Here is a 23,508-nt window from a genome sequence, read left to right as displayed (position 1 = left end):
TTGACCATGTCCGCCGATAAAGAACGCATCGACGTCCTGCTCGTCGAGCAGGGATATTTTGCAACAAGAGAAAAAGCAAAGGCGGCCATCATGGCTGGCCTTGTGTTCTGTGCCGAGGAACGGGTGGAGAAAGCGGGGACCAAGCTGCCCCGCACGTCCAAGCTGTCCGTGAAGGGAGCCGTCCATCCTTACGTCAGCCGGGGAGGGCTGAAGCTTGAGAAGGCGATCCGCACGTTCGGCCTGGATCTGGACGGAGCGGTCATGCTGGATATCGGCGCTTCAACGGGAGGCTTCACGGACTGCGCGCTCCAGCATGGAGCCTCGTATGTATACGCGATCGACGTGGGCTACAACCAGCTGGATTGGGCGATCCGCTCGGACGAGCGCGTTCATGTCATGGAGCGGACGAACTTCCGTTACACCAAGCCCGAGGATCTGAACGGGCCTGTCCCGACCTTCGCCTCGATCGACGTCTCGTTCATCTCTCTCCAGCTGATTCTGCCGCCGCTCGCTGCACTGCTGGCCGAGGGCGGAACCGTTGTGGCACTGATCAAGCCCCAATTCGAAGCGGGCCGCGAATCCGTCGGCAAGTCCGGCATCGTCCGGGATCCGGCGGTTCACGAATCGGTGCTGACGAAGATTCTCGGGTTTGCAGCGGAGCTTGGCTGGTCGCTGGATGGTCTGACCTTCTCTCCCATCACGGGAGGCGAAGGGAACATCGAATTCCTCGCCTGCTGGCTGGTGGGAGCGGACCGGGCTCCCGGGGGACCGGTGCTGCCCGAAGCCGATCGGATTCGTGCCGTTGTCGAGGAGGCAGCCGGCACCTTCCGCTCCTCCTAAGCCCTCTATCAACTCATCCTCCGGGATGAGTTTTTCTTTTTTTCTCCCGTTTGAAAAGAGGATTTTGCAAAAAAGGGGAGAATATATGTTCTAGTGAATCGGCGAAGAGCTGGCCCTGAAGGGCGTTCCAGTCTGTCGCGGGACGGGTTAGGACAAAATAAGGAGAGGATCGGGCATTGCATAACGGCGATCGGCTAGTGTTGTATCTTCTGATCGGCATGCTGCTCTACTGGGCTTGGCGCAGTTTTCGAAGCTGGATGGCGGACAAGCCGGCCGACGAGTGGGAGATCGAGGTCAATGAGGAGATTCCCGTCACCGAGGCGGTCGGCCTGCTGGAGGAGGCCGGTTACGAGGTCATGACCATGAAGCGGAAGGTCGACGTCGGCATTACGGTAAACGAGGATGAGGAGCTGCAGAGCCGGCTGTTCATCGACCATTTCGCCAGGCAGGACGGCAAGCTGTTCGTGGTCAAGCTGGCACGCGAGCGCAAGCCGATGGACAGAACGGGAAGCGGCATTCGGGACCATCTGCTTGTCTACGCACTTCTCTTCCGCGAAGCAGAGGGCGTGCTGTATGTCGATCCCTCCAGACGAAGTATTCAAAAAATCCAATTTCATATAGAAGGATAAAAGGTGATGCAATGAAGGCGCAACGGCATATCAAAATTCGAGAAATACTGGGCAGTCAGATCATCGAAACGCAGGATGAGCTCGTGGACGCGCTGCGGGAGGCGGGATTTCAGGTCACCCAGGCGACCGTGTCCCGGGACATCAAGGAGCTGCACCTTATTAAGACGCCCGTCGAGGACGGCCGCTACAAGTACTCGCTGCCGCCGGAGAAGACGTATAATCCGGTATCCCGGCTCAAGCGGGCTCTTAGTGATCACTTCATATCCATTGACTATACGGATAATCTCGTGGTGATGAAGTGCATGCCGGGAACCGCGAACGCCATCGGAGCGATGATCGACAATTTGGAATGGGCCCAGGTAATGGGTACGATCTGCGGAGATGATACGATTCTCATTATCTGTCGTTCCAAGGACCAGAGCGGCAAGCTCGTTGCGCAAATTACTTCGATGATCTCCTGACCATCGCTTATCTGAGGAGGAATATCCATGCTTCTGGAATTGTCGATCCGCCATTTGGCTGTCGTGGAACAGGTACGGCTCACGTTTCACAACGGGTTTCATGTGCTGACGGGAGAGACCGGGGCGGGCAAGTCCATTATTATAGATGCCCTCAGTCTGATCGCCGGAGGGAGAGGCTCGGCAGAGCTCGTCCGCTATGGCTGCGACAAGGCGGAGATCGAAGCGATGTTCGAGATGGAGCCGGGCCACCCCGTTTGGCAGGTGTTGGAGAAAGTCGGTATAACGGCGTCGGCGGACGAGCATCTCATCATCCGCCGGGAAATCTCTGCCCAGGGCAAGAGCGTAAGCCGGATCAACGGCCAGCTGGTCAATCTGGCGACGCTGAAGGAAACCGGCGAATGGCTCGTCAATATCCACGGACAGCATGAGCATCAGTCCCTCATGAAGGCAGAACGCCATATCGAATGGCTGGACCTGTTCGGCGGGCGGCCGCTCGCCGAGGCCAAAGCCCGCTATGCGGAATCATACGCGGCTTACCGCAAGCTCAAGAGACAGGCGGAGGAAATGCTCGAGACCGCCCGCCAAGCGCTGCAGATGCAGGATCTATATCGGTTTCAGGCGGAAGAGATTGCGGCTGCCGGACTAAAAGCCGGCGAAGAAGAATGGTTAATGGAAGAAAAGCGCAAGCTAGGGAATGCGGAGAAGCTGTTCGACAACATTAATGAAGCGTATGAGACGCTCTACGGCGGCGGGCAGGGGCTGGAGGCGATCGGACGGATGACGCAGCGTCTGCAGGAGGTGGCGGCTTATGACAGCAAGATGCTGGAGCCACTGCTGGAGCAGCTGCAGACGGCGTTTTATCAGCTGGAGGACGTGTCGTTCCAGCTGAGGGACTACCGGGAAGGCATCGAGTTCAATCCGTCCCGGCTGGATGAGATCGAGAACCGGCTGGATCTTATCTCGAGTTTGCGCCGCAAATACGGAGCTACGACAACCGAAATTCTGGCTTACCTGGACAAGATCCAGAAGGAGCTGGCCCTCATCGAAAACAAGGACGAGGAGCTGCGCAAGCTCCAGGAGCAAGCGGAGCGGGAGCTGACCGTTCTGCAGGGACACGCGCTCAAGCTGTCGGCGCTTCGCAGGGATGCCGCAGGCCGGCTGGGAGAAGCCATCGAACGGGAGCTCAAGGACCTGCACATGGAGCGCACACGCTTTGCTGTTCAGATCGAACGAACGAAGGATCCCGAGGGACCGGAAATCGAGGGACAAGCGGTCCGCCTGCTCCCCGGAGGCATCGACCAGGTCGAGTTTCTGATCTCCGCGAATCCGGGAGAGCCGCTCCGGCCGCTCAGCAAGATAGCATCGGGCGGCGAGATGTCGAGAATTATGCTGGCGATGAAGGCCATCTTCGCCAAGGTCGACCGGATTCCGGTGCTGGTCTTCGACGAAGTGGATACAGGAGTCAGCGGGCGCGCCGCACAGGCGATCGCCGAGAAGCTGTCCGCATTGTCCCAAGATTGCCAAGTCTTCTCGATTACCCATCTGCCCCAGGTCGCCTGCATGGCCGACGCTCATTTCCTCATTAAGAAGGAAGTGGAGGGGGAGCGTACGTTTACCCGCGTGGAGGATTTAACCGAAGAAGGACGTATTCAGGAGCTGGCCCGCATGCTGGGTGGGGTGGAAGTCACCTCCACGACCCGGCACCACGCCCAAGAAATGATCCGGCTGGCAGAGCTCAAAAAAGCCGCCGGATAACCGGAATCTCCGCCGCTTCGCTGCCTGCCGTGGCATCATTTGCAGTTATAAAACGAAATGCCCGCGGTTACCTTATAGGTACGCTTTTGACGAACACGTCAGGCAGCAGAAGCAAGGGAGTGTGGTAGGATTGGGCTCGAGCAGCAACAGAAAACGATGGATCGGATTCCTGCTTGTTTTGCTTGTATGGCTAGGCAGTATCTCCACCCCTTTCCAAAGCTTTGCCTCCTTTCCTCAGGAGCTCAGGCTCTTCCCGGGCCAAAACCGGCAGATTGCCCTCTCCGTTCCGGTCAGCGCCTCGGTAAGCGTCAGCGATCCGGCCGTCCTCAAGGTCAATGGATCGAACCGGCCTACTTTTCAACTCAATTTGAAGCATCCGATTACTCTTCAATCCGAGCAGGCTGGGCAGACGGAGATGCGTCTGAAGCTGTTTGGCAAGATCCCGTTCAAAACGGTCAAAGTCCGGGTCGTTCCGGATCTCAAGGTGATCCCGGGAGGACAGACGATCGGCGTCAAGCTGAAGTCGTCCGGCGTCCTGGTCGTTGGCCATCATCTGGTTTCCGTGGCGCCGAACCGCAAAGTATCTCCTGGAGAAGAAGCCAAGCTGCGGGTAGGCGACCTCATCGTCAGCATCAACGGAGCCTCGATCAACGACGTATCCAAAGTATCCGATCTGGTCGCGAAGTCCGGCGAAGCGAAGCGGCCGCTCGAATTAATCGTCAAGCGGCAGCAGGAGCAGATCAAGATCTCCCTGAATCCGGCTTACGATGTGATGGACAAAGCCTACCGGCTTGGTCTGTACATTCGAGACTCCGCAGCGGGCGTCGGGACCCTGACCTTTTACGCACCTGACCAAGGGGTGTACGGAGCGTTAGGCCACGTCATCACCGACATGGATACCCAGACACCGATCGAGGTGGGGGCGGGGGAGATCACCCACTCCAACGTGACCTCCATCGCCAAGAGCCAGACAGGAGAGCCTGGAGAGAAGCGGGCGCACCTCGACAACAAGGTGCTGGGTAATATCGAGAGGAATACCGCTTTCGGCATTTTCGGCAAGATGTTTCATACCCCGGATCATGGAATCGAGACGGAACCAATCCCGGTTGCCTTCTCCGAAGAAGTGAAGGAAGGGCCAGCCAAGATTTATACGGTCCTGAGTGGGCAAAAGGTCGAGAAATTCGATATCGAGATCACCCACGTCGCCAAACAGGATGTGCCTGCCACCAAAGGCCTCGTCATTAAGATTACTGATCCCCGGCTCCTCGAAAAGACAGGGGGAATCGTCCAAGGTATGAGCGGAAGCCCTATAATCCAGGATGGCAAGATGGTCGGAGCGGTCACGCATGTGTTCGTCAACGATCCAAGCTCCGGCTACGGCTGCTTTATTGAATGGATGCTGCGGGATGCCGGAATCTCCTTGGAGGAGACGGACCAGCAGCAAACCCTGGCAAGTTGATTAAAGACAGGACACCCCCGTTTGTCTGGCGGAACGGGGGTGTCCTGTCTAATTTTGTTGAAAAAGAAAAGAAATTAGCGCAAATTTTAAATTATATAGCATTCGCAAAAAAAAGAAAAGAAAAAATATTTTTCGACAGAAGGAATTTCTAGCGGCCTGTCGAAACAGTAAACTAAGACAAACGAACAGTACAAGCATCCATACCATTGAAGGAGGATAAGCACTTGCAGAAGATTGAAATTCTGTTAGCAGACGACAACCGGGAATTTACGAACTTGTTATCTGAATTTATCGATAGCCAGGACGATATGGAAGTAACCGGTGTCGCGTACAATGGGAATGAAGTGCTGCGCTTGATCGAGCAGCAGAAGAAGATACCGGATGTGCTCATCCTGGATATTATTATGCCCCATCTGGACGGACTCGGCGTCCTGGAAAAACTTCGCGAGATGAATCTGTCCCCTCAACCTAAAATCATTATGTTGACCGCCTTCGGCCAGGAAGCCATTACGCAGAAGGCCGTGCAGCTTGGTGCTTCGTACTACATTTTGAAACCGTTTGACATGGAAGTGCTGACGAACCGCATTCGCCAGCTGACGACTGGAGGAACGGCCACGACCATGAGCGGGAGCAGTGCCGTCCGCAGCAATGTCGTGCCGATGTCCAAAGGCCGGAATCTGGATGCGAACATCACGAGCATCATACATGAAATCGGCGTCCCTGCGCATATTAAAGGATATCAGTATCTGCGCGAAGCGATTACGATGGTCTACAACAACATCGAGATCCTCGGAGCGATCACCAAAACGCTCTATCCCGCGATTGCGGAGCGTTACAAGACGACACCGTCCCGAGTCGAGCGTGCCATCCGGCACGCGATTGAGGTCGCTTGGACGCGTGGCAACATCGACTCCATCAGCCACCTGTTCGGCTACACAATCAACATCAGTAAAGCGAAGCCGACCAACAGCGAGTTTATCGCGATGGTTGCGGATAAGCTGCGGATTGAGCATAAGGTTTCGTGAAAGGGTAAGGACTAGGGCAGCGGATCAAGAAGAGAAATCCAGTTTTCCCGACATTGCCATGCCCGTATTTGATCATTCAAAGAAAAACCGCCCCCACGGGGGCAGCACGCCCAATGTTAGACACGCGCTAACACGCGCTAACTTTGGAGCGGCTGCTCAATAAGGGCGGTTTTTATTATGTATGCTCTTGCGGCTACTGCAGTGTCGATCCGCTTAACCTTGCCAAGCGGCATATTTGTTGCCGTCCGGATCGAGGAATGTGAAGGTCCTTCCGCAGCCGCCGTTGTCCTTGATCTCGGAAACCGTCGCTCCTCCGTCCTTCATCTCCCGATGAAGCTCGTCAAGCCCCGATACTTCAAAGCAGATCGCTTCCATCAAGTACTCGGGATCCGTCTCGTCCCAATCATGCGTCACGAAATTGGAGGTCTGCTTTTCCTTGGTCTCCAAGAAGAACAGACATTGTCCCGAGGCAAGACTCGCATTGCCCTGTCGGGTCAGCGTGACCAGCCCGTACTTCATGAAGAATTGCTTGGTGACGGAGGCATTGGTCACGGGAAGATAGACGCATTCGATTCGTTTCAACCGAGCCTCCGTATGAGCGTATTTGCCTTCCAACTCCTTTTTCAGCTCCAGCTTGTTCATCTTCCACGCTTCCTTTCCTGAAGGAATTTTTGACTGGCATGATTGAGCAATTCGAGAACCTAATGGAAAACCCTTCCTTACCCGCAAACAAAAGCCTCTGCACCGCATGAAGCTCCAGCGCGGCGCTCGCGACACATGCCGGTGATCGGAGATTCCCAACAGGAAGCTGTAACAAACGATATAGGTTTTTGTTCCGTATATGGGCATATATGGTAAACTTAAGGATGTGCATTGTGGTGCTTACCTATTGAATTGGAAAGGAAGAGAGATCGCTTTATGAATATCTCGGTTATTTTGGGACACCCCAGCTTGCAAAGCTTCAATCATGCGATCGCGCGAGAGGCGGTTGCCGCGCTGCAAGAAAACGGCCATCGCGTCTTTTATCATGATTTATACGAGGAGGGGTTCGATCCGATCCTCTGGGGAGCAGATGCAAAGGGAGCGGTGGCCCCGCCTGGCTCCGATCCTATGCGCCAAGAGCTCACGATGTCGGACGGGTTGATTATCGTCCATCCTAATTGGTGGGGGCAGCCGCCTGCCATTGTGAAAGGATGGGTCGATCGGTACATAAGCGAGCGCGTAGCCTACCTGTTTCCGGATGAGGATGAAGGAGGAGGCGTTCCGATCGGACTGTTTTCGGACAAGCGTGTCCTTATCTTCAACACATCGAATACTCCCAAGCAGAGGGAAAAAGAAGTGTTCGGCGATCCTCTGCAGATCTTGTGGAAGCACTGCATCTTCGATTATTGCGGAGTGAAAACGTTCCATCGAAGGATGTTCAGCACCATCGTGAACAGCACGCTCGAAGAAAGGCGGGGCTGGCTGCAGGAAGTGAGAGAAACGACCGGCCAATTCTTTCCGAAGCAAGCTTAAGGAGTTTGTTTCTGCCCATGTTTAGTAGGTGGCAGACTGAGCGGCGTGATCGCTTTGTTGGCACGCTGGTGTCTAACCGCCGGTCAACAAATTGGGAGTGAGTTCCGTCAAAGCCTTGCTGTAACTGGGTTTTTCGTGCGGTCCAACAAGATTTGCCGATGCCAAAAAATCTGCCGATAGACAAGGGAGGCTGCGATTTTTTAAAGTTAGGGACATGCATGGTCTGCCGGATCGCCGAACCGCCAACAGAGAAGCGGGGGAGAATCGCTTGCGGGGAAGCAACAGCAGGGGACGAAGCTCTGCTCTCCTTCGAACGCGAAGAACCCAGCTGAATAAATGGAAGCGGCTACATCCGGAAGCAAGCCTGCCATTTCCGACTAGAAGGGGGAACGCACCAAGATGAACCAAACAAAACGATGGGCCGCCCTGGGCCTCACGCTCGCCATGGGAAGCGTACTGGTCCTGCCTGCCTGCAGCAAGGATGACGGGGAAGCGCAAGCGAACAAACAAAAAGATGAGAATGTTAACCAGCAAGGCATGCCGATCGTGAAGGAACCCATTACGTTGAATTTCTTTGCGGGTCGTCACGCAGACTCCCATCCGGATTGGAACGAGGTTCCGCTGTACCAGGACTACAAAAGCATGACGAACATCAACGTAAAATGGCAGATGGTCTCCAACGACATTCTCGACGAGAAGCGGAATCTCACCATCACAAGCGGCGATTATCCGGATGCGTTCCATACCGCCAAGATTCCGCCGGCCGATCTTCTAAAATATGGAGAGGAAGGCGTCTTTATCCCGCTGAACGACCTGATCAATCAGTATGCGCCGAACCTGAAGGCTCTCTTCGAGAAGTATCCGGCGATCAAGAAGGGCATCACGATGCCGAACGGCAAAATCTACAGCTTCCCGACGCTGTATGCTCCTGACTTCGACTCGGTGCTTGCCCACAAAGCGTGGATCAAGAAGGACTGGATGACCGCCTTGAACGCCAAGATGCCGCAGACGACTGACGAATTCTATGAATTGCTCAAGTCGATGAAAGGCAAGGACCTGAACGGGGACGGAAGCACGGTCATCCCGTTCGCGGCGCCCAAAATCTCGGATATTATCTGGTACTTGCGGGGTTCGTGGGGACTCGGCAACGCGGGCGAGCTGCATCAGCACGTCGATCTGGATCCGAAGACGAACGCGCCTCGCTTCATCCCGACCGACCCGAAATACAAAGAGATGCTGCAATATGTGAACAAGCTGTATACCGAAGGCCTCATCGACAAGAACATCTATACGATCAACGGAACGGAATTTACCGCGCAAGGGAAGAAGGGGCAGTTCGGTTCCGTAGTGACAATTCTGCCGCAGGTTTCCCACGATCAGAAGGAGTACGAGATTCTGCCGCCGATGAAAGGACCGTACGGGGATCAGCTGCATACGCTCGTCCGCTCGTCGATCAACCAGATCGGCTCGTTCGCCATCACGAGCAAGAACAAATATCCCGAAGCAACCGTACGCTGGATCGACTACTTCTACGGCGACGAAGGCGTGAAAATGTTCTTTATGGGTAAGGAAGGCGTCACCTACGAAAAACAGCCGGACGGCTCCTATGCCTATATGGAGGAGTTTAAAGGGAAGACAAACACTTACCTCACCTGGCCTGGCGGCGGGTATCCGTCCATTGTGAAGCAAGAATTCTTCCAGGGTGCCGAGAGCATGCCGATCTCGATCGATTCGGTGAAGAAGATCAAGCCGTACTTTATCAAAGACGCTTGGCCGCTCTTCACCTTCACGGAAGAGGAGAATGCGACCATGCGGGAGGTTTCGTCGGATATCGAGACCTATGTGCTGGAAGCGCAGGCCAAGTTCATTACAGGAAAGACGTCGTTCTCGGAGTGGGACAAGTACGTCGAGCAAATTAACAAGATGGGTCTCGACAAGTATATGAAGGTCTACAAGGCGGCATACGAGCGCTACAAGTCGAACTGATCGCCGCAGAACCGAACCGTCCGGCGGGTCAATGAGGACCCGCTGGACGGTTTTTTCCTGATTCGGCAGGATAAGGAAGCTGTCCTGTCGAATGCACTAAGTTACGTATAAAGCGCGAATTTGTAGAAAGGAGGGGGACTATGACCGCTTGGCTGCCCAAATCGTTCCGTCGCCCGGCAGGCGGATTCCACTTTACCCGGCTGCACCGGTATTTACTCTCCTATCTGCTGCTGGTGCTCCTGCTGCTCGCGGTCGTAAGCGCGGTAGTCTACGGGACTTTCGTGCGAAGCCTGCAGAGAGCGGCGGAGGATGCCGCCGTCATGTCGCTGGGCCAAGTGCAGGAGACGGTCGAAACGCGCGTCCGGGAGATGAACCGCGTCGCCCAGCAGGTAGCGGCGAACCCCCTCTTGGCCCGGTATCTCGTGTCCGGCAGCGGCTACGATCAATGGAAGGCGGTAGGCGAGCTGGCTAAATACCGGTCCTCGAACGAATTCATGGAGGATCTCGTGCTCGCTTACGACGGAGCGGACACCGACCAGCTGTTCGCCGCTTCGGGAACCTACCGATGGGACACTTTTTTTGAATCCGTTTACAATGCGCCTGCTTTTGAGCTCCCCGTCTTTCGGGAAACCGTCGCCTTCATGAAGCATCCGGTACTCCGGCCCGTCGAGGGACGGCAGGGGGAGAAAGCCCCCATCGATCTGTCGATGTACCTCGTGCGCCCCCAGACGGGAGCCCAGGACAAAACCGTTCTGTTCTTGATCCGGGCATCGGCTTGGAAGACGATTCTGTCGACCGGGCTGACGGAGAACGAGGGGATGCAGGTGCTGGTCAACGAATACGGCACCCCCCTCGCTATCGCGGCCTCGGGCTCTCTCAGCGAGAGCGAGCTAGCCTCTCTGCAGAAGGACCTGCCAGCCATGACGACCGGGAAGCAGGTGCAGACCTGGAAGGGCGAGGCGGGAAGCTATGCGGTCGTCCGCGTCACGTCGGAGTTTAACGGCTGGTCTTATTTGAAGCTCATGCCGACGTCCCAGTTTTTGCTTCAGGTGAAGGAAACCCAGCGGGTCTTTTTGCTCGGCATGGCTGTCGTCTTCCTGCTGGGGCTTTCGCTGGCGGTCGTTCTGTCTGTGCGCAATTACCGGCCGATTCGCAGTCTGGCTGAGGGCTTGCCGCTGAAGACGAGGGATTCCTGGCCGGCACGAAGGGACGAGGTCACGCTGATCGGAGAGGCGATCGGACAGGTTACCCGAGAGAACGAGGGGCTCCGCAGCGAGCTGACCAGCCAGGCCGGCGTGCTCAAGGAAAAATACGTTTTGGCCTTCCTTCAAGGGAAGATTCGCACGCGGGCCCAGCTTGACGAGATGCTGCGCTTCTCCGCCTGGCGTCTGGACAAGCCCTGCTTCGCCGTGCTCGCATTCGCGATCGACGAATACGCCGGCTTTCGGGCTCGCTTCAACGAGCAGGAGAGAGAACGGATCAAGGGTGCTCTCTTGCGCGAGATGGAGTCCCGGGCCGGTGAGACAGGAGCGGGATGGGCGGCGGAATGCCCAGACGAGAGCAGGCTGGTGCTGCTGCTCAACTTGCCGGAAACGTACGAGGAGGAGTCACTGGTTTCCTGTGCCCGAGGGATCCAGCAGGCATGCGCCGGAAGGTATGGGCTGTCGTTGACGGCCGGGATCGGAGGCCTCTGCAGCGAGGTCGGACTTGTCCCTGTATCGTACCAGCAGGCGGAGCAGGCCATCCGCTACCGGTTCGTAAAGGGGGCGGGACATGTGATCCACCACTCCGAGGTGGAGACGGCGGCCTCCGAAACGATCTGGTATCCGGTCGAGCTGGAGGCCGAGCTGGTCAAAGCGATCAAGCAGGGCGATGAGGAGGAGGCGCAAAGACTGCTCCGTGAAACGTTCGAGGCGATTGTCCGGCAGCCGCGGACGATTGAAGAGATCGAATGCGTCTCATTCGATCTCATCAATACGGTGATGAAGATGCTGGCGGAGCTCGGCATCGGGCTGAGCGGGTATGCGGATCGGACGCTCGAGAGGATCTTCGTTTCGCATTGTGAGACGCTTGAGGAGCTGGAGCAGCAGATGGCCGATTTTTGCCGGCAGGTGTGCGCTTATGCCGCCAAGCAGAACAGCGGCAAGAGCGGAGCGCTACCGGACAAGCTATTGCCTTACGTGCACGAGCATTACCGGGACCCGACGCTTAGTCTAAAGCGGATGGCCGACGAGTTCGGCCTGTCGCCTTCTTATTTGACCCGCTACTTCAAGGATCATTCAGGCGTACCGCTCATGCGTTATGTCGATCTGCTGCGGGTCGGGGAGGCCAAGGAGCTGCTTCGAACGACGGAGCTGACCGTGCGGGACATAGTGGAGGCGATCGGCGAGACCGATTCGACCAACTTTATCCGCAAGTTCAAAAAAGCCGAGGGCGTCACGCCGATTCAGTACCGCAATCTGACGCGAACGACGACCGATATCCGCAGGGAAGGCCCTTCCCAAGTGTCCGGGGAATAGTTGCGGTTGGGCGTTCCTGTTCCTATCGTTAGGTACAGGAGACGGCGGCTTGAAGCCAGCCGAACGGAGCAAGCCGCGGTCCTGTCGCCGAGCTGCCGACGTTCGGCAGGGCAGAGCCGTCGAATCTCAGACTGGTGACGACAATGAGAGGCGACCGTGCGCCGGTCAGCGAATAGACAAACAGAGACAGCCAGCTTCCGAGGAAGCTGGCTGTCTCTGTTGTCTCGGCCGAGAGGGAACAGGGGCGCGCCGACGCTACGCACTTTTGCTGCCTTGTATGGAGCATCCCGCCAAGTAGGAGTCGGCTTAGCAAGAGCCTGCTAAATTGCACCCCGCCAAGCTGCACCCTCGCCAAAGCGCGACGCCGTTCCGGCGCTCTCCTCCCGACACTGCTACAGAATCTGGCTCCAGGCACCGTAGTGGAAGAAGCAGAGCCCTTCGGCACCCGAAGCGAGCGCCTCGGCCCGATACGATTCAAGCCGCTCGGCATCGAACGGATAATCGCCTGACGTCAGCAGTCCCGCATAGACCGGAATGGCTCCGCCTGCCTTGGCCGTCTGCTTGGCTACTATGCTGCCAAAGCTGGCGGGCGTCAGCCAGTAATCCATCGGGCACACGAAGTCGAGCAGCCCTTCGCGCGCCCAAGCTGCCCAGTCCTGGCCGAATCGGTCGATCTCGCTGTCCGGCGTCAACGGCTCCTCCCGCAGCTCGTTGCCGTACGGCGCGTTGTACCAGACGGCCGCGGACAGCTGCTTGCCGGGATGGCCGGTGCGAAGCTCGCTGCGGATCTGTCTAACGACGGAGGTGACTGCTTCGGCCCGGAACGCCGACCAGGCGGATGCGGCGTGCTCGTCTATCCAGGCGGCCCGCTCTGCCGTTTCCAGCCCCGCCGGCAGCCGGACGCCGCTCGCTTCCTCGAACGACCGGATGCAGCGGCTGCAGTAGCAATAGCGAAACGATCGTCTCAGCACAAGCTCTCGACCGATAGGGGGGTCGTTGTAAGCATTGGTCTTGGAGGCAACGAAGAACGTCGTCTCGCTGCCGTCGGGCACACCGATCCGGAGCGTCTGGCCGGGCTGCGGCTGGTAGAGCCAGTGTCCGGCATTTTTCGTATCGATTCTAAGCTCGCTCTCGTAATAGTAATACCGAATAAAATCGAGATGAATGCCGGATAAAGCAGGCAAGTCCCGCAGCAGCCTCCCAAGCGTGCCGGCCAGCCAATCGGCGACCTCAGGAGAAGTAGGATCCAGAAAATAGCCTTTGCCCTGGAGCGGTTCGTCCCAGGTGCTGATGCCGTGCGCATCGACGCCGTATGCGTCGCGGTCGGCAAAGGGAAGATTCCCCGGATGCTCGGTCCGCTGCTGCAGCGTGCTTACCATCCCGTGCGCCTCGAGTCCCGCCTCCCGGCAGGCATCCGCGACGGTCTGCAGGCGGCGAAGTGCCGCCTCGTCCGGATAGGGAACGATGGTGATATAAACGATGACACGCTTCACCCGCTGCTCGCGGCACCAGGTTGTCAGGCCGGCGATACGCTCCTCTGTCCATTCTTCCTTCCCAAGATATAGCCATACGGCATTCGAGCCGCTCTTCCACGTTTCCATTGCTTCGCTTATCCCCCTTAAGGCGCTTCTGCACGCGCTTACTCTGTCCGTCCATTATAGCCGGAATGCCGGCAGGAGTCTCTAGAGGAAGTTGAGGGCCTCAGTGGGAAGCGGGCTTTACGCATCTGCAGCAGGCGGTTTCAATCCGCGAATTCGAATTGACCAAACGCACAGGGGAGGTGGAAATTCGGCTTGCCTGTCGGCGACCAGGCTTGAAGCTCGCGGGTGCCGTCCGGACTGTAATCGATCCGGTACAGATTGACTCGCCACCCCTCTCCCGGGCGGATCGAAGGCGCCCAGCCGCCGAGCGGCAAAGCGAGCTCATAGACGAGCCGGTTCTCCGAATCCCGCATGACCGAGGAACGCAGACCGTCGGCATCCCAGCTGACATCGACGTCGATGCGTCCTTCTCCGTCGTTTGTGATCCAGGCGTCGAACTGCACGTTACGGGGACTGAATTCAAATTCCGCATAACGCAAGCCGGCCCCCTCCGGGTCCACGAACACTTCGACCACATCCTCCAAGTAGAGGGGGTCGTCCCTCTGGGTCATGGTCGACACAATGTGGTCGTCCTCGCAGACAAACCGGACGAACAGCCATCCGGGTGCCCAGCAAGCCTGGACGGCGGTCCGCTGCCGGGGAGCGGAGCCGGTAACCGTATCAGACAGAAGGACTTCGGGATAGCGGCTCCAGTCGATGTCCTCCTGGTCTGCACGGCGGCAGAGGTAGCGGGTGCCAGTCTCAATAGGGAGCTGATTCATGGTCGAGGTTCCTCCTTCGGATAGTAAATGCGGGTGCCGGCGTCCGGCCCGATGGCGGCTATGACGTCCAGCTCGACCCGCAGGTCGTAGTTTAACGAGCAGTAGACCAAGGTCCGCGCCGGGTATCCTTCCGGAAAATACGTCCGATAGAGGGCATTGAAGGCCGGGTAATCGTCCGGGTCGGACAGATAGGCGGTTACCTTGACGATGTCCTTAAGCTCCAGCCGGGCCATCGCTAGTACGCGGCGCACATTCTCCATCGTGAGCGCGGTTTGCTCCTCCAGGGAGTCACCCGCCGGTTTACCGGTATCCGGATCAATCCCTCCCTGTCCAGAGACGAAGACATAGGGACCCGACTGGACCGCCATCGAGAACGGCAAGGCGGGGGAGACTGCCTTGGCCGCTTGCTCAGCGTTCATTCGCTTCCTCCTTCGAGCTCGGTGGAGGATAAGACGGGCGGAGCAATCGAAGCCGAGTAGCTCATCCGCAGCTCAGGCGTTGCGAGAGGCCTTCCCTGGTACAGAGATTCCATCCCGTAAGCGATCATGCCGGTCGTGAAGTAGGTCCGCTCCATCGGAAAGGGAGGGCGGCGGGTGAGAAGGAACCGCTCGATTTGGCGGGTCAGCCGCTCGAAGTGGGAGAAGGGCCTAGCAGTATCGCTGTGGATGCGGGCGGAGACGATAGAGCCGCCATCCGTTCGGAACGCCCATCCCCACTGGTTCACAAGAGTTTCGAACTGAAAGACCGCACCCCTCGTTCCATCCTCATACGTGATCACGAACAGGGCAGGCGAGGGATCGTGGACGGAGGGATGCCCGCCGGCATACGCCGGATATTGGGACAGTGCCGCCTGCAGGAGCTCCTCCATCCAGCCGGCCTCCCGGACGTACCGCCAGACGTCCTCTCCCTCCATGCCGAGTACCGTGGCGATTCCGGTTTCTCCGCCTTCCCGCTGTTCGGCCAACGCCTGCAGCACCTCCATGCCGTGATAGCCGTACGCTTCGAGTGCGGAGGAGAAGCTGACAACGACGAAGTCGCGTGCCGACTTGAGCAGAGAAGGACCGAATGCCGGAACGGGATCGGCGAACGGTATGGAGGAGCCGCCCATGAAGGGAATGCCGCGCTCCTTCAGCTGGCGGTACATCCAGGTGGCATCCTCCATCCGGTAAGCGAGGTGCTTGTCGCAGAAAATCGGAACCGTCAGCCCGCGTTCTTCGAGAGCGAGCAGCGTTTCCTCGAGCAGCCGGCGCCGAGGGTACTCCTTTTGCCTCCGGTCGTTCATCGGATAATCCCCATGCTCCCCGATAATGACAACGCCGTCAACCGGCCGGGGCGAGTGAGGGGCCAGCACCGCTTCCCGGATTGTCGGGTAGATGGGGATGCCGCAGCGCGCAGCCTCGGCCCGGCTCATATTGTTAGCGGGCACCTGATCGGTGTACAGCGAGACGACCTCCACCTGCGGTTGGTAGTCGAAATCCCCGAGCAGCCGGCCGACGATGACGTCGGCATGGGAATTCCATCGGTACTCGGTGACGATGGCAGCAATTTTGATCGTATCGCCCGTGGGCAATGGATGCTTATTCATACGCGATCTCCCTTCTCCATAGCAGCGTAGACGGACGACAGCCAGGCAGCGACGGCACCGGAGATAGCTGCCAGATACCGCTCTCCGTGGACAGCTGATGCGGGGGCCGCGGAATCGGTAAAGCCTTCGTACCCGGTCAATTCGAGATGCCGGCCGAGGAAGGTGCCGGACGGACCGGCACCGATCCATTCCCGGCGCGGATGCTCGGGCTGGATATGGTCCGTCCGCACCCAGTCCGGCCGCAGCGCCAGTACGGCCGACGTCTCGAAGCCTCCCGCATGGCCAGGCACAAGCCCCATCTCGCCGGCATTCTCTCCGTGGAGCGCCTCACGCGCGATGCTCCAGTAAGAGGCCGAGGCGGTCCAGATCGGATGGCGGACAGCCAGATCGCTCGCGGCCTGGGTCATCATCGGCTCGTTGCCGCCGTGCGCGTTCAAGAAGACGATACGGCGAAAACCGTCCTGCACGAGGCTCTCTCCGATCTCCCGAAGCATGCTCAGGTAAGTGGACGAGGAGAAGGAAAGCGTCCCCCCGTACGCCAGATGATGATCCGAGCATCCGATCGGGAGCACTGGACAAACAAGCAGGGAAGCGCCGGCAGACGCTCGCTCTGCCGCCTGCATGATCACGTGCTCGGCGATCAGCGTGTCCGTATAGACCGGGAGGTGCGGGCCATGCTGCTCCGTCGCGGCGAGCGGAACGACCGCCATGGCGCCTGCCAACGCCAGCGCCGTCAATTCTTCCCGGGTATGGGCGTGGAAGCGAAGATCTTTCATAGGCGGTACCCTCCGTCTACCGTATATAAGGACGCCGTCACATACGAGGCGGCGTCCGACAGCAAAAAGGCGGCGACCTCATTAATTTCGTCAGCCCGGCCGCTTCGGCCTGCAAGTGTCTCCTCCCGCATGGCCTGCCGGCTCTTCTCCGATTGTCTCGCGAGTACCTCGTCGGACTTGAAATCGCCGGGCACGACGACGTTCGCCCGGATGCCGGATGCCGCATAATCGACGGCGAGGACGCGCGTGAACTGGTTGAGTCCGGCTTTGCCGGCGCCGTAGGCGAGGCACCCTTTTTTGGGGACCTGGCCGAGGATGGAGGATGTGTTGACGATCGAGCCTCCCCCGGAGCGGATCATGAGCGGCACTGCCTCCCGGCAGACGAGGTACGCGCTTGTCATCGTTCCCTTGAGCGTCTCCTCCCACTCCGTCAGTGAAAGGTCGAGAAGCGGTTTCCATACGTTCGTGTACACATTGTGATACAATCCGTCCAAACGCCCGTAGTGCTCCTCCACTCGGGCTATCAACGCGGCGGCGCCTTCCTCCGTACAGACGTCCGCTTCGATGAACAGGAAGCGCCGGTCTCCGACCTGTTCCCGCAGACGCTCCACCTCCGGCGCATCAGCGAGCGGGCGGCGATCGCACAAGGCGAGCCGCGCGCCCTTCTCCAGAAACAGCCGGGCGGCCGAGCGTCCCGCCTGGCCGAGCGCCCCCGTTATGAGAATGATTTTTTCCTCCAGCATGACCGCTGCACCTTTCCTTCCCTGACTGGAATGAACGAGGATGAAGCATGCGAATGACCAAGCGCTGGCGAGTCGGTCAGCCCTTTACCGTGCCCAGCGTCGCACCTTCGGCTATCCGTTTTTGAAAGACAATGTAAATCAGAATGGAAGGGATCATGGCGATCGTCACGCCTGCGAACAACGTCACCCAGTCGGTGCTGTACTGCATCTTCTGGTTCGCGTGATACATATTGACCCCGATCGTATGCTTCTTGGGATCGCTCAGGTAGATGAACGGCTGCAGGAAGTTGTTGTACAGGTTCAAAAATTTGAAGATGGCGACCGTAACGATGCCCGGGGTAGAGAGCGGAACGATGATCCGCCAGAACACCTGGAAGAGCGAGGCACCGTCCATGAAGGCGCTCTCCTCCAGCTCCTTGGGAAGCGACTGCAGGAAGCCGCCGAGCAGCAGAAGGAAAAACACACTCTCTCCGAAGCTGTCCAGAATAATGAGACCCGTCAGGCTATTCGTCAAATGTAGCTCCCGCATGAGGACATATTGGGGAATGAGAGCGTTGATGCCGGGCAGGAACAGCGACAGCATGATGACCGACCAGATGAGCTTGCGTCCCCGGAACTGCAGCCGGGTGAGCGCGTACGCGTTCAACGTGACGAGGAACGTGCCGAGCAGCAAGCTTGCACCGACATAATAGAGCGTGTTCAGGAAGGCGGAGCCCAGCTTGTAGGACGTCCATGCCTTCGTGTAGTTCTCCCAGTGAAGCGACTGGGGCAGCGCCCAGATGTCGGCGAAGAACTCTTTGTTCGTTTTCAGCGATTCGTACAGAATCCACAGTATCGGAAACACGATGGTGATGGCCCACAAGAGAAGCAGCAGACGCCAAAATACGTCGACCGTCGTCCGTTTGGTTCCCATCGGTCGTCCTCCTTTCCGGGCGGGCCGGTGTCAATATTCGATCTGCTCGTTCGGCGACAGCCGGTCGACGAGCAGCTTGGCGCCGACCAGAATGACGAAGAGCAGCATGCCGATCGCGGACGCGTAGCCGTAGTTGTGCATCTCCGCGCCGAACGCCAGGTTGAACATGTACAGACCGATGACGTCGGTCGCGCCGGACGGGCCGCCGTTCGTAAGAATGAGCATCATCTCAAAGCCCTTGAGCGAGCCGAGCACCAGGAACAGCATGCCTACACGGACGATCGGCTGGATGAGCGGCACGGTGATGCGGACGAACCGGGTCATGTGGCTGGCTCCGTCCAATATGGCGGATTCGTACAGCGAGGGGGGGATCGCCTTCATCGCGTTCATGAAGATGATGACGTAGAAGCCGACGCCTCCCCAGATGGCGGGCGGCAAGAGCGCCCATAGCGCGGTACGCGAATCGCCGAGCCAGTAAAATTCACCGTTGTCGATGCCGACCAGCTTGAGGAGCCCGTTCAGCATGCCGTAGCTGCCGTCGTAGACGAACGCCCATAGGAGCGCGATGACGACCGTCGCCAGCACGTTCGGGAAGAAGAACAGCACCTTGTAGAAAGGGGCTTCCCGGTAGCCTTTGTTGATCAGCACATACGCAAGGAACAGGGAGATACCGACCGTCAGAGCGGGAATAGTGAGCATGAGCAGCAGGTTGTGGGACAGCGCCCGCCAGACGAAAGGATCCTGAAACAGCCGCAAAAAATTATCCAGCCCGACGAACTGCGGTTCCGTAAGACCGTCCCAGTTCAGAAAGGCATAGTAAACGGACAGGATGTTGGGATAGAGCGTGAACAGCAAATATCCGAACAGACAGGGACCGACGGCGAGCAGAACGAACAGCCGTTTTTGCGTTTTTTCCTTGCGGAGCCAAGACGTTCGAATGGCGGGGAGGGGCCTTGGCGCCGTTTCCGGTTTGGCCACGGGAATCCTTCCTTTCGGGAAGCGGGGGAGGGCTGGTGAAGAAAGCTTCACTTCTTCGCCTGAGCGTCCACGGCTTCCTTGGTCAATTTCTCCACCTGCTCCAGGATGGGCTTGGGATCCTTTTTGCCGGTTGCGATGGCGGTTATGGCTTCGTTAAGCGTCTTGGTCGCCTGGGCAAGCGACGGATGGGTGAGCGTCACATCCCGGATGGTCGACTCATAACGCGTCTTGTTCGCCTTGGCGTAATCCATGACCGCTTTGGGTGCTTCCTGCACCTTGGCCAGACGGGCGGGATCATCCGCAAAATCTTTGCGGATCGGGAAGATGCCGGCGTGCTCGGCGATGAACGTCTGGACATCGTTGGTGAACAGCCAGAGATTGAATTCCTTCGCCCATTTTTTGTTCAGCTCGGGCCGGTTCTTCCAGATCATCATGGAGCCGGAACTTGTGCCGTTCAGGATCCACTTGGTCTGCTCGGGCTTCGTGCCGAACGGAATGACCATGAAGCCCCATTTGAATCCGTCCGGAATGGAGTCCTTCATCTCGTTCTGGACCCAATCCCCGGTCGAGACCATGGCCGCCTTGTGCTGGAGCATCTGCATCTGCGACTGGGTGTGCGTGAGGGCGGCGACGCCTTCGGGGAAGTAGCCTTTCTTGCCGAGCTCGTAAAGCCGGTTCCAGGACTCGACCGACTCGGGCGCCAGATATTGCGGCATGGTGTACGACCGGTAATCGGCCATGAACTTGTCAAGTGTGCCGTTGATCTCCGCGAGCTCGAACGGCTTGGTGGAGAAGGCGTAGTTGATATACGTCGGGTAGATGCCCGGAAAGGTGATCGGGACGATGCCTTTGCTCTTGATATCCTCCATCAGCTTCTGAAATTCGTCCCAGGTCTGCGGGTTCTGGTTCCAGCCGTTCTTCTCGAAAAACGTCTTGTCGAAGAATAGACCGGATGTATAGCCGCCCATCGGGAGGTTGTAGGTCTGTCCGTCGAACCGCTTATGAGTTGTGTAGAGGCCGTCGAGCACAAGGTCCTTCAGCTTCTTGCCCGGCGTGTCCGGCACCTCCCGGTCCCACAAGTCCTCCAGCGATTCGAACTTGCCACTGTTGATCAGCGTCACTCTCTCGGTATCTCCGCCGGAGAACGACGGGGAGACGATGTCGAACATGTCGGCGTCATTGTTTGCGGCAATCCTAGTGCTGATGATGCTGTTGATTTTGGGGGAATACGTGACGTCGAACTTCACGTTGGGGTATTTCTTGGTGAACTGCTCGATGGCAAAATCAATCCACTCCCGGCCGTAGCCGTTCTCCCAAAAGGCGAAGGTGAGCGTCACCTTCTGATCCTTCGGCAATCCATTCTCGGGATACACATTCGCGGACCCTTCGGCTCCGGCCGGCGCGGGGGGATCCGAGTCGGTCCCGGTACAGCCGGCGGCGAAGGAAGCGAGCAAGCCGGCCATTGTCAAACATGCAAGCGGTTTCACAAACGGTTTCATGGCTATCTCCCTTTCAAACTGGAATGGGATAAGAGCAAACGAGCACAGAGCCTTTCAACCTGGAAGTGCTGCTATGCAGACCGGTCGAAAGGCTCTGTGCTGATTTTGAGTTTATGGTACATCATTCCAGGGAAGGAATGCAACAATAATTTATAAACAAAAATAAATTTCACATACAGAAAATTACTGCTGGACGAATACTTTGTAGCTGAGCTCCCTGCACGTTGTCTGGACCCAATGCTCGGCCTTTTCCCAGATGGCAGGGGTGACCCGAATGACCGGAATCGAGATGCTGATGGAAGCGACGATCCGGCCTTCCGCATCGTAGATCGGTCCGCCGATGCACTGCACGCCGTCGACTGTCTCGCCGTAATTGTACCCGAGCCCGGTTTCGCGAACTTCCCGGAGCTGCTCAAGCAGCCGGTCTACGGACGAAAGCGTATTCGGCGTGAAGGTTTCGAGAATGCCGCTCGGGTACATGGCGCGGATCTCCTCGTCGGTGTAGTTGCAGAGCAAAATTTTGCCGGAGGCGGTCGCGTAGAGAGGGAGCGAGGTGCCGAGATGGCTGCCGAACCGAAGCGGCTGGGAGATTTGCTTCTCCGCAACGTAGATCAGCCGGTCTCCGCCTTTGATGCCTAGAAACACCGTCTCGTTCAGATCCTCTACGACCTTGTCGGTCACCCGGTAGAATTCGGCCGCGAGCGATGTGCCTTTCATGTACCGTGCGCGGATCTCAAACAGCTTGTAGCCGAGGCGGAACGACTTCTCCGACTTGTCGGTCTCCAGATAACCCCGGATGAGCAAGTTCCGGAGAATTTGGTACGTGCTGCTCGGAGGCATCTCTAGCAGCTTGGCGATTTCCGTCAGCGTATAGCTTTCGGCGGCACCGCCGAACAGCTCCAGAATATCGAGCACGCGGTCTGCGGATTTCACTTTGGCAGGCGGGTTGGTCATAATTACCACTTCCTTCCTCTTCGTAAATGCCGTTAAATTCATATATGGGAAAACTTTTCGCTGATGGAAATCAGTGTAACGCGGGAGGGGAACAATGTCCAGCGCCGGCTACAAGGCTGCCGGATGTGCTTATGTGGACATGCGAAAAGAAGCAGCCTTGGGGCTGCTTCTTTTCTGAAGTTTACATCCAACTACCCGCGTCTCCTCCGCTAAAGAGCGGCGCTTGGAGCCGGTTCGTCGTCGTAGCGGACCATGTTCTCGCGGCCCACGAACCGCCAAAAGTTGTTGCGGAACAGATCCGCGACGTCCCGGCGGATTTCGGCGGCATCCAGCGGCCAGCCGGTGCGGAGGACGTCGGCGTATTTGTCGAACAGGATGCCCGCGATCAGCTCCTTGGAGTGCTTCCACTTGTAGATGAGCTGGTCCAGAACCCGGGCGTCGGAATGCTGCGGCACGACGCTCAGCCCCAGCAGCTCGAAGCGCATCCGCGTCATCTCGTTGATGATGATCGGATTGTTCAGGAACCACCAGCAGCCGAAAATGAGCAGATTGCGGAATTTGCGCCCGAGTACCGCCAGCTCGTGCTGGTTCTCCCGGGACAGCATCGTTACGATGAACTTGTTGTCGGGATACGTGGAGAGCAGGTGCTCCAGCGGCTCCATGCTGGCCTTGGCCAGGTAGTCGCCGGCGTCGCGAAGCTCGGGGTGGACGCGCTTTTTGACGCCGATCATCATGGCGAACGGAATGCCGGTCTTGCGTGAGACGGGCAGGATGCAGTCGCGGATAATCCGCCCGCGGTCCGACTCCTCGGGGAAGGCGAACGTCGGAGGGAGGGAGACGGCCATGTAGACGGGATCCATCCGTTCGATCCAGTCGGTCAGGAACCGCGTCACTTCCGCGGCCGAGCGGTCGTCCCACTCGTCCGATACGTCGTACCCCCACTCGCGCAGCCGATGCTTGCTGTTCGCATAATCGTTCAGCAGCGGATCAATGCGCAGCGCCGCGTGGAAGTTCGCATCCGGCTTGGTGCCGTTCAGCCAGATCGGCCGTTCCTTGTCGTCGAACGGATCGTTCGTCATGACGACATGATCGACGTTCGCCAGCTCGAGCACCCGGCGGACCTGCGCCGCATTGTCGCTAGCCTGGTCGATCGCCTCCCGATACGAGGCCAGATCGCGGGTCGACAGGTCTGCGCCCAAGCCTTGGAGACTGGTCAGCACCCCGCGGCACGCCTCGCTGATCGGAGAGTGCTCGAGGAACAGCTTTTGCCAGATGAGCTCGGCCTGCTCCTGCTTGCTCAGTTTCCAGAAGTCCGCTGTCTGGATGTCGCTCCACCGCATAACCTCGGCGACGAGGTAATGGTAGGTGAGCAGCTCGTCAACGCCCCACAGCAGTATATCGCCGAAATTCGGGGAGTAGAGATGGGTGTGCATGTCGGTTACGGGCTGCCGCTGGACGGCGTCTTCAATCACCTGCCGCAGCTGGTCTTCCGAAAGAATGGTCATGGTT

Annotated in this window: 21 protein-coding genes; 9 read left to right on the top strand and 12 right to left on the bottom strand. The window is 58.0% G+C overall.

What is annotated here, in order from left to right; translation table 11 throughout:
* Window positions 1-6 precede the first annotated feature (6 nt).
* From KJS47_RS04280 to spo0A, 6 genes are all read left to right on the top strand, one after another.
* Window positions 7-840, top strand: a complete 834-nt coding sequence (locus KJS47_RS04280) for a TlyA family RNA methyltransferase (RefSeq protein ID WP_213523069.1) — start codon at window positions 7-9, stop codon at window positions 838-840.
* Between the two features lie 176 nt (window positions 841-1,016).
* A complete protein-coding gene (locus KJS47_RS04275; protein WP_213523067.1) occupies window positions 1,017-1,469 on the top strand; it encodes a hypothetical protein in 453 nt (150 codons plus the stop codon).
* Between the two features lie 11 nt (window positions 1,470-1,480).
* Window positions 1,481-1,930, top strand: coding sequence for a transcriptional regulator AhrC/ArgR (ahrC, locus tag KJS47_RS04270; RefSeq protein ID WP_213523065.1), 450 nt, complete (start codon window positions 1,481-1,483; stop codon window positions 1,928-1,930).
* Window positions 1,931-1,957: 27 nt separating this feature from the next.
* Entirely contained in the window at window positions 1,958-3,685 is a 1,728-nt protein-coding gene (gene recN / locus KJS47_RS04265; RefSeq protein WP_213523063.1) for a DNA repair protein RecN, read from the top strand.
* A gap of 130 nt (window positions 3,686-3,815) precedes the next feature.
* Window positions 3,816-5,144, top strand: coding sequence for a SpoIVB peptidase (gene spoIVB / locus KJS47_RS04260; protein ID WP_213524959.1), 1,329 nt, complete (start codon window positions 3,816-3,818; stop codon window positions 5,142-5,144).
* Between the two features lie 224 nt (window positions 5,145-5,368).
* A complete protein-coding gene (gene spo0A, locus KJS47_RS04255; protein WP_213523061.1) occupies window positions 5,369-6,169 on the top strand; it encodes a sporulation transcription factor Spo0A in 801 nt (266 codons plus the stop codon).
* A 213-nt stretch (window positions 6,170-6,382) separates the two neighbouring features.
* Here the strand turns inward: spo0A and KJS47_RS04250 are convergent, their stop codons facing one another.
* On the bottom strand, window positions 6,383-6,811 hold the full coding sequence (locus KJS47_RS04250; RefSeq protein WP_213523059.1) for a VOC family protein: 429 nt from the start codon (window positions 6,809-6,811) through the stop codon (window positions 6,383-6,385).
* 276 nt (window positions 6,812-7,087) lie between these two features.
* Between KJS47_RS04250 and KJS47_RS04245 the strand changes: the two genes are divergently transcribed.
* The 3 genes from KJS47_RS04245 to KJS47_RS04235 all read left to right on the top strand — a co-directional run bounded on the left by KJS47_RS04245 (window position 7,088) and on the right by KJS47_RS04235 (window position 12,189).
* On the top strand, window positions 7,088-7,684 hold the full coding sequence (locus KJS47_RS04245; protein WP_213523057.1) for an NAD(P)H-dependent oxidoreductase: 597 nt from the start codon (window positions 7,088-7,090) through the stop codon (window positions 7,682-7,684).
* 399 nt (window positions 7,685-8,083) lie between these two features.
* The gene (locus tag KJS47_RS04240; RefSeq protein ID WP_213523055.1) at window positions 8,084-9,670 is read left to right on the top strand and encodes an extracellular solute-binding protein; all 1,587 of its coding nucleotides are present in this window, start codon (window positions 8,084-8,086) and stop codon (window positions 9,668-9,670) included.
* Between the two features lie 140 nt (window positions 9,671-9,810).
* A complete protein-coding gene (locus KJS47_RS04235) occupies window positions 9,811-12,189 on the top strand; it encodes a helix-turn-helix domain-containing protein (RefSeq protein ID WP_213523053.1) in 2,379 nt (792 codons plus the stop codon).
* Between the two features lie 392 nt (window positions 12,190-12,581).
* Here KJS47_RS04235 and KJS47_RS04230 read toward each other — a convergent pair whose 3' ends face one another.
* The 11 genes from KJS47_RS04230 to KJS47_RS04180 all read right to left on the bottom strand — a co-directional run bounded on the left by KJS47_RS04230 (window position 12,582) and on the right by KJS47_RS04180 (window position 23,504).
* On the bottom strand, window positions 12,582-13,790 hold the full coding sequence (locus tag KJS47_RS04230; RefSeq protein ID WP_213523051.1) for a glycoside hydrolase family protein: 1,209 nt from the start codon (window positions 13,788-13,790) through the stop codon (window positions 12,582-12,584).
* Window positions 13,791-13,930: 140 nt separating this feature from the next.
* Window positions 13,931-14,551, bottom strand: a complete 621-nt coding sequence (locus KJS47_RS04225; RefSeq protein ID WP_213523049.1) for a carbohydrate-binding family 9-like protein — start codon at window positions 14,549-14,551, stop codon at window positions 13,931-13,933.
* Window positions 14,548-14,970, bottom strand: a complete 423-nt coding sequence (locus tag KJS47_RS04220; RefSeq protein WP_213523046.1) for a RidA family protein — start codon at window positions 14,968-14,970, stop codon at window positions 14,548-14,550. Before KJS47_RS04220 ends, KJS47_RS04225 begins: the two co-directional genes overlap by 4 nt.
* A complete protein-coding gene (locus KJS47_RS04215) occupies window positions 14,967-16,136 on the bottom strand; it encodes a hypothetical protein (RefSeq protein WP_213523044.1) in 1,170 nt (389 codons plus the stop codon). The genes KJS47_RS04220 and KJS47_RS04215 overlap by 4 nt, the downstream gene beginning before the upstream one ends.
* On the bottom strand, window positions 16,133-16,912 hold the full coding sequence (locus tag KJS47_RS04210) for a creatininase family protein (RefSeq protein WP_213523042.1): 780 nt from the start codon (window positions 16,910-16,912) through the stop codon (window positions 16,133-16,135). Before KJS47_RS04210 ends, KJS47_RS04215 begins: the two co-directional genes overlap by 4 nt.
* Window positions 16,909-17,655, bottom strand: a complete 747-nt coding sequence (locus tag KJS47_RS04205; protein ID WP_213523039.1) for an SDR family NAD(P)-dependent oxidoreductase — start codon at window positions 17,653-17,655, stop codon at window positions 16,909-16,911. The genes KJS47_RS04210 and KJS47_RS04205 overlap by 4 nt, the downstream gene beginning before the upstream one ends.
* A 76-nt stretch (window positions 17,656-17,731) precedes the next feature.
* Window positions 17,732-18,568 carry a carbohydrate ABC transporter permease gene (locus tag KJS47_RS04200; RefSeq protein ID WP_213523038.1) on the bottom strand — a complete coding sequence of 279 codons (837 nt, stop codon included), beginning with the start codon at window positions 18,566-18,568 and terminating at the stop codon, window positions 17,732-17,734.
* 30 nt (window positions 18,569-18,598) lie between these two features.
* Window positions 18,599-19,546 (bottom strand): carbohydrate ABC transporter permease, encoded by a 948-nt coding sequence (locus KJS47_RS04195; RefSeq protein ID WP_213523037.1) that lies wholly within the window; start codon window positions 19,544-19,546, stop codon window positions 18,599-18,601.
* 47 nt (window positions 19,547-19,593) lie between these two features.
* Window positions 19,594-21,045, bottom strand: a complete 1,452-nt coding sequence (locus KJS47_RS04190; protein WP_249716094.1) for an ABC transporter substrate-binding protein — start codon at window positions 21,043-21,045, stop codon at window positions 19,594-19,596.
* A gap of 183 nt (window positions 21,046-21,228) precedes the next feature.
* Window positions 21,229-21,999, bottom strand: a complete 771-nt coding sequence (locus tag KJS47_RS04185) for an IclR family transcriptional regulator (protein ID WP_213523036.1) — start codon at window positions 21,997-21,999, stop codon at window positions 21,229-21,231.
* 209 nt (window positions 22,000-22,208) lie between these two features.
* Window positions 22,209-23,504 carry a glucuronate isomerase gene (locus KJS47_RS04180; RefSeq protein WP_213523035.1) on the bottom strand — a complete coding sequence of 432 codons (1,296 nt, stop codon included), beginning with the start codon at window positions 23,502-23,504 and terminating at the stop codon, window positions 22,209-22,211.
* Window positions 23,505-23,508: the final 4 nt, after the last annotated feature.

It is taken from the genome of Paenibacillus sp. J31TS4, assembly GCF_018403265.1.
In the GTDB taxonomy this organism is placed as follows: Bacteria; Bacillota; Bacilli; order Paenibacillales; family NBRC-103111; genus J31TS4.
This window is presented reverse-complemented; position numbering and strand designations above follow the sequence as displayed.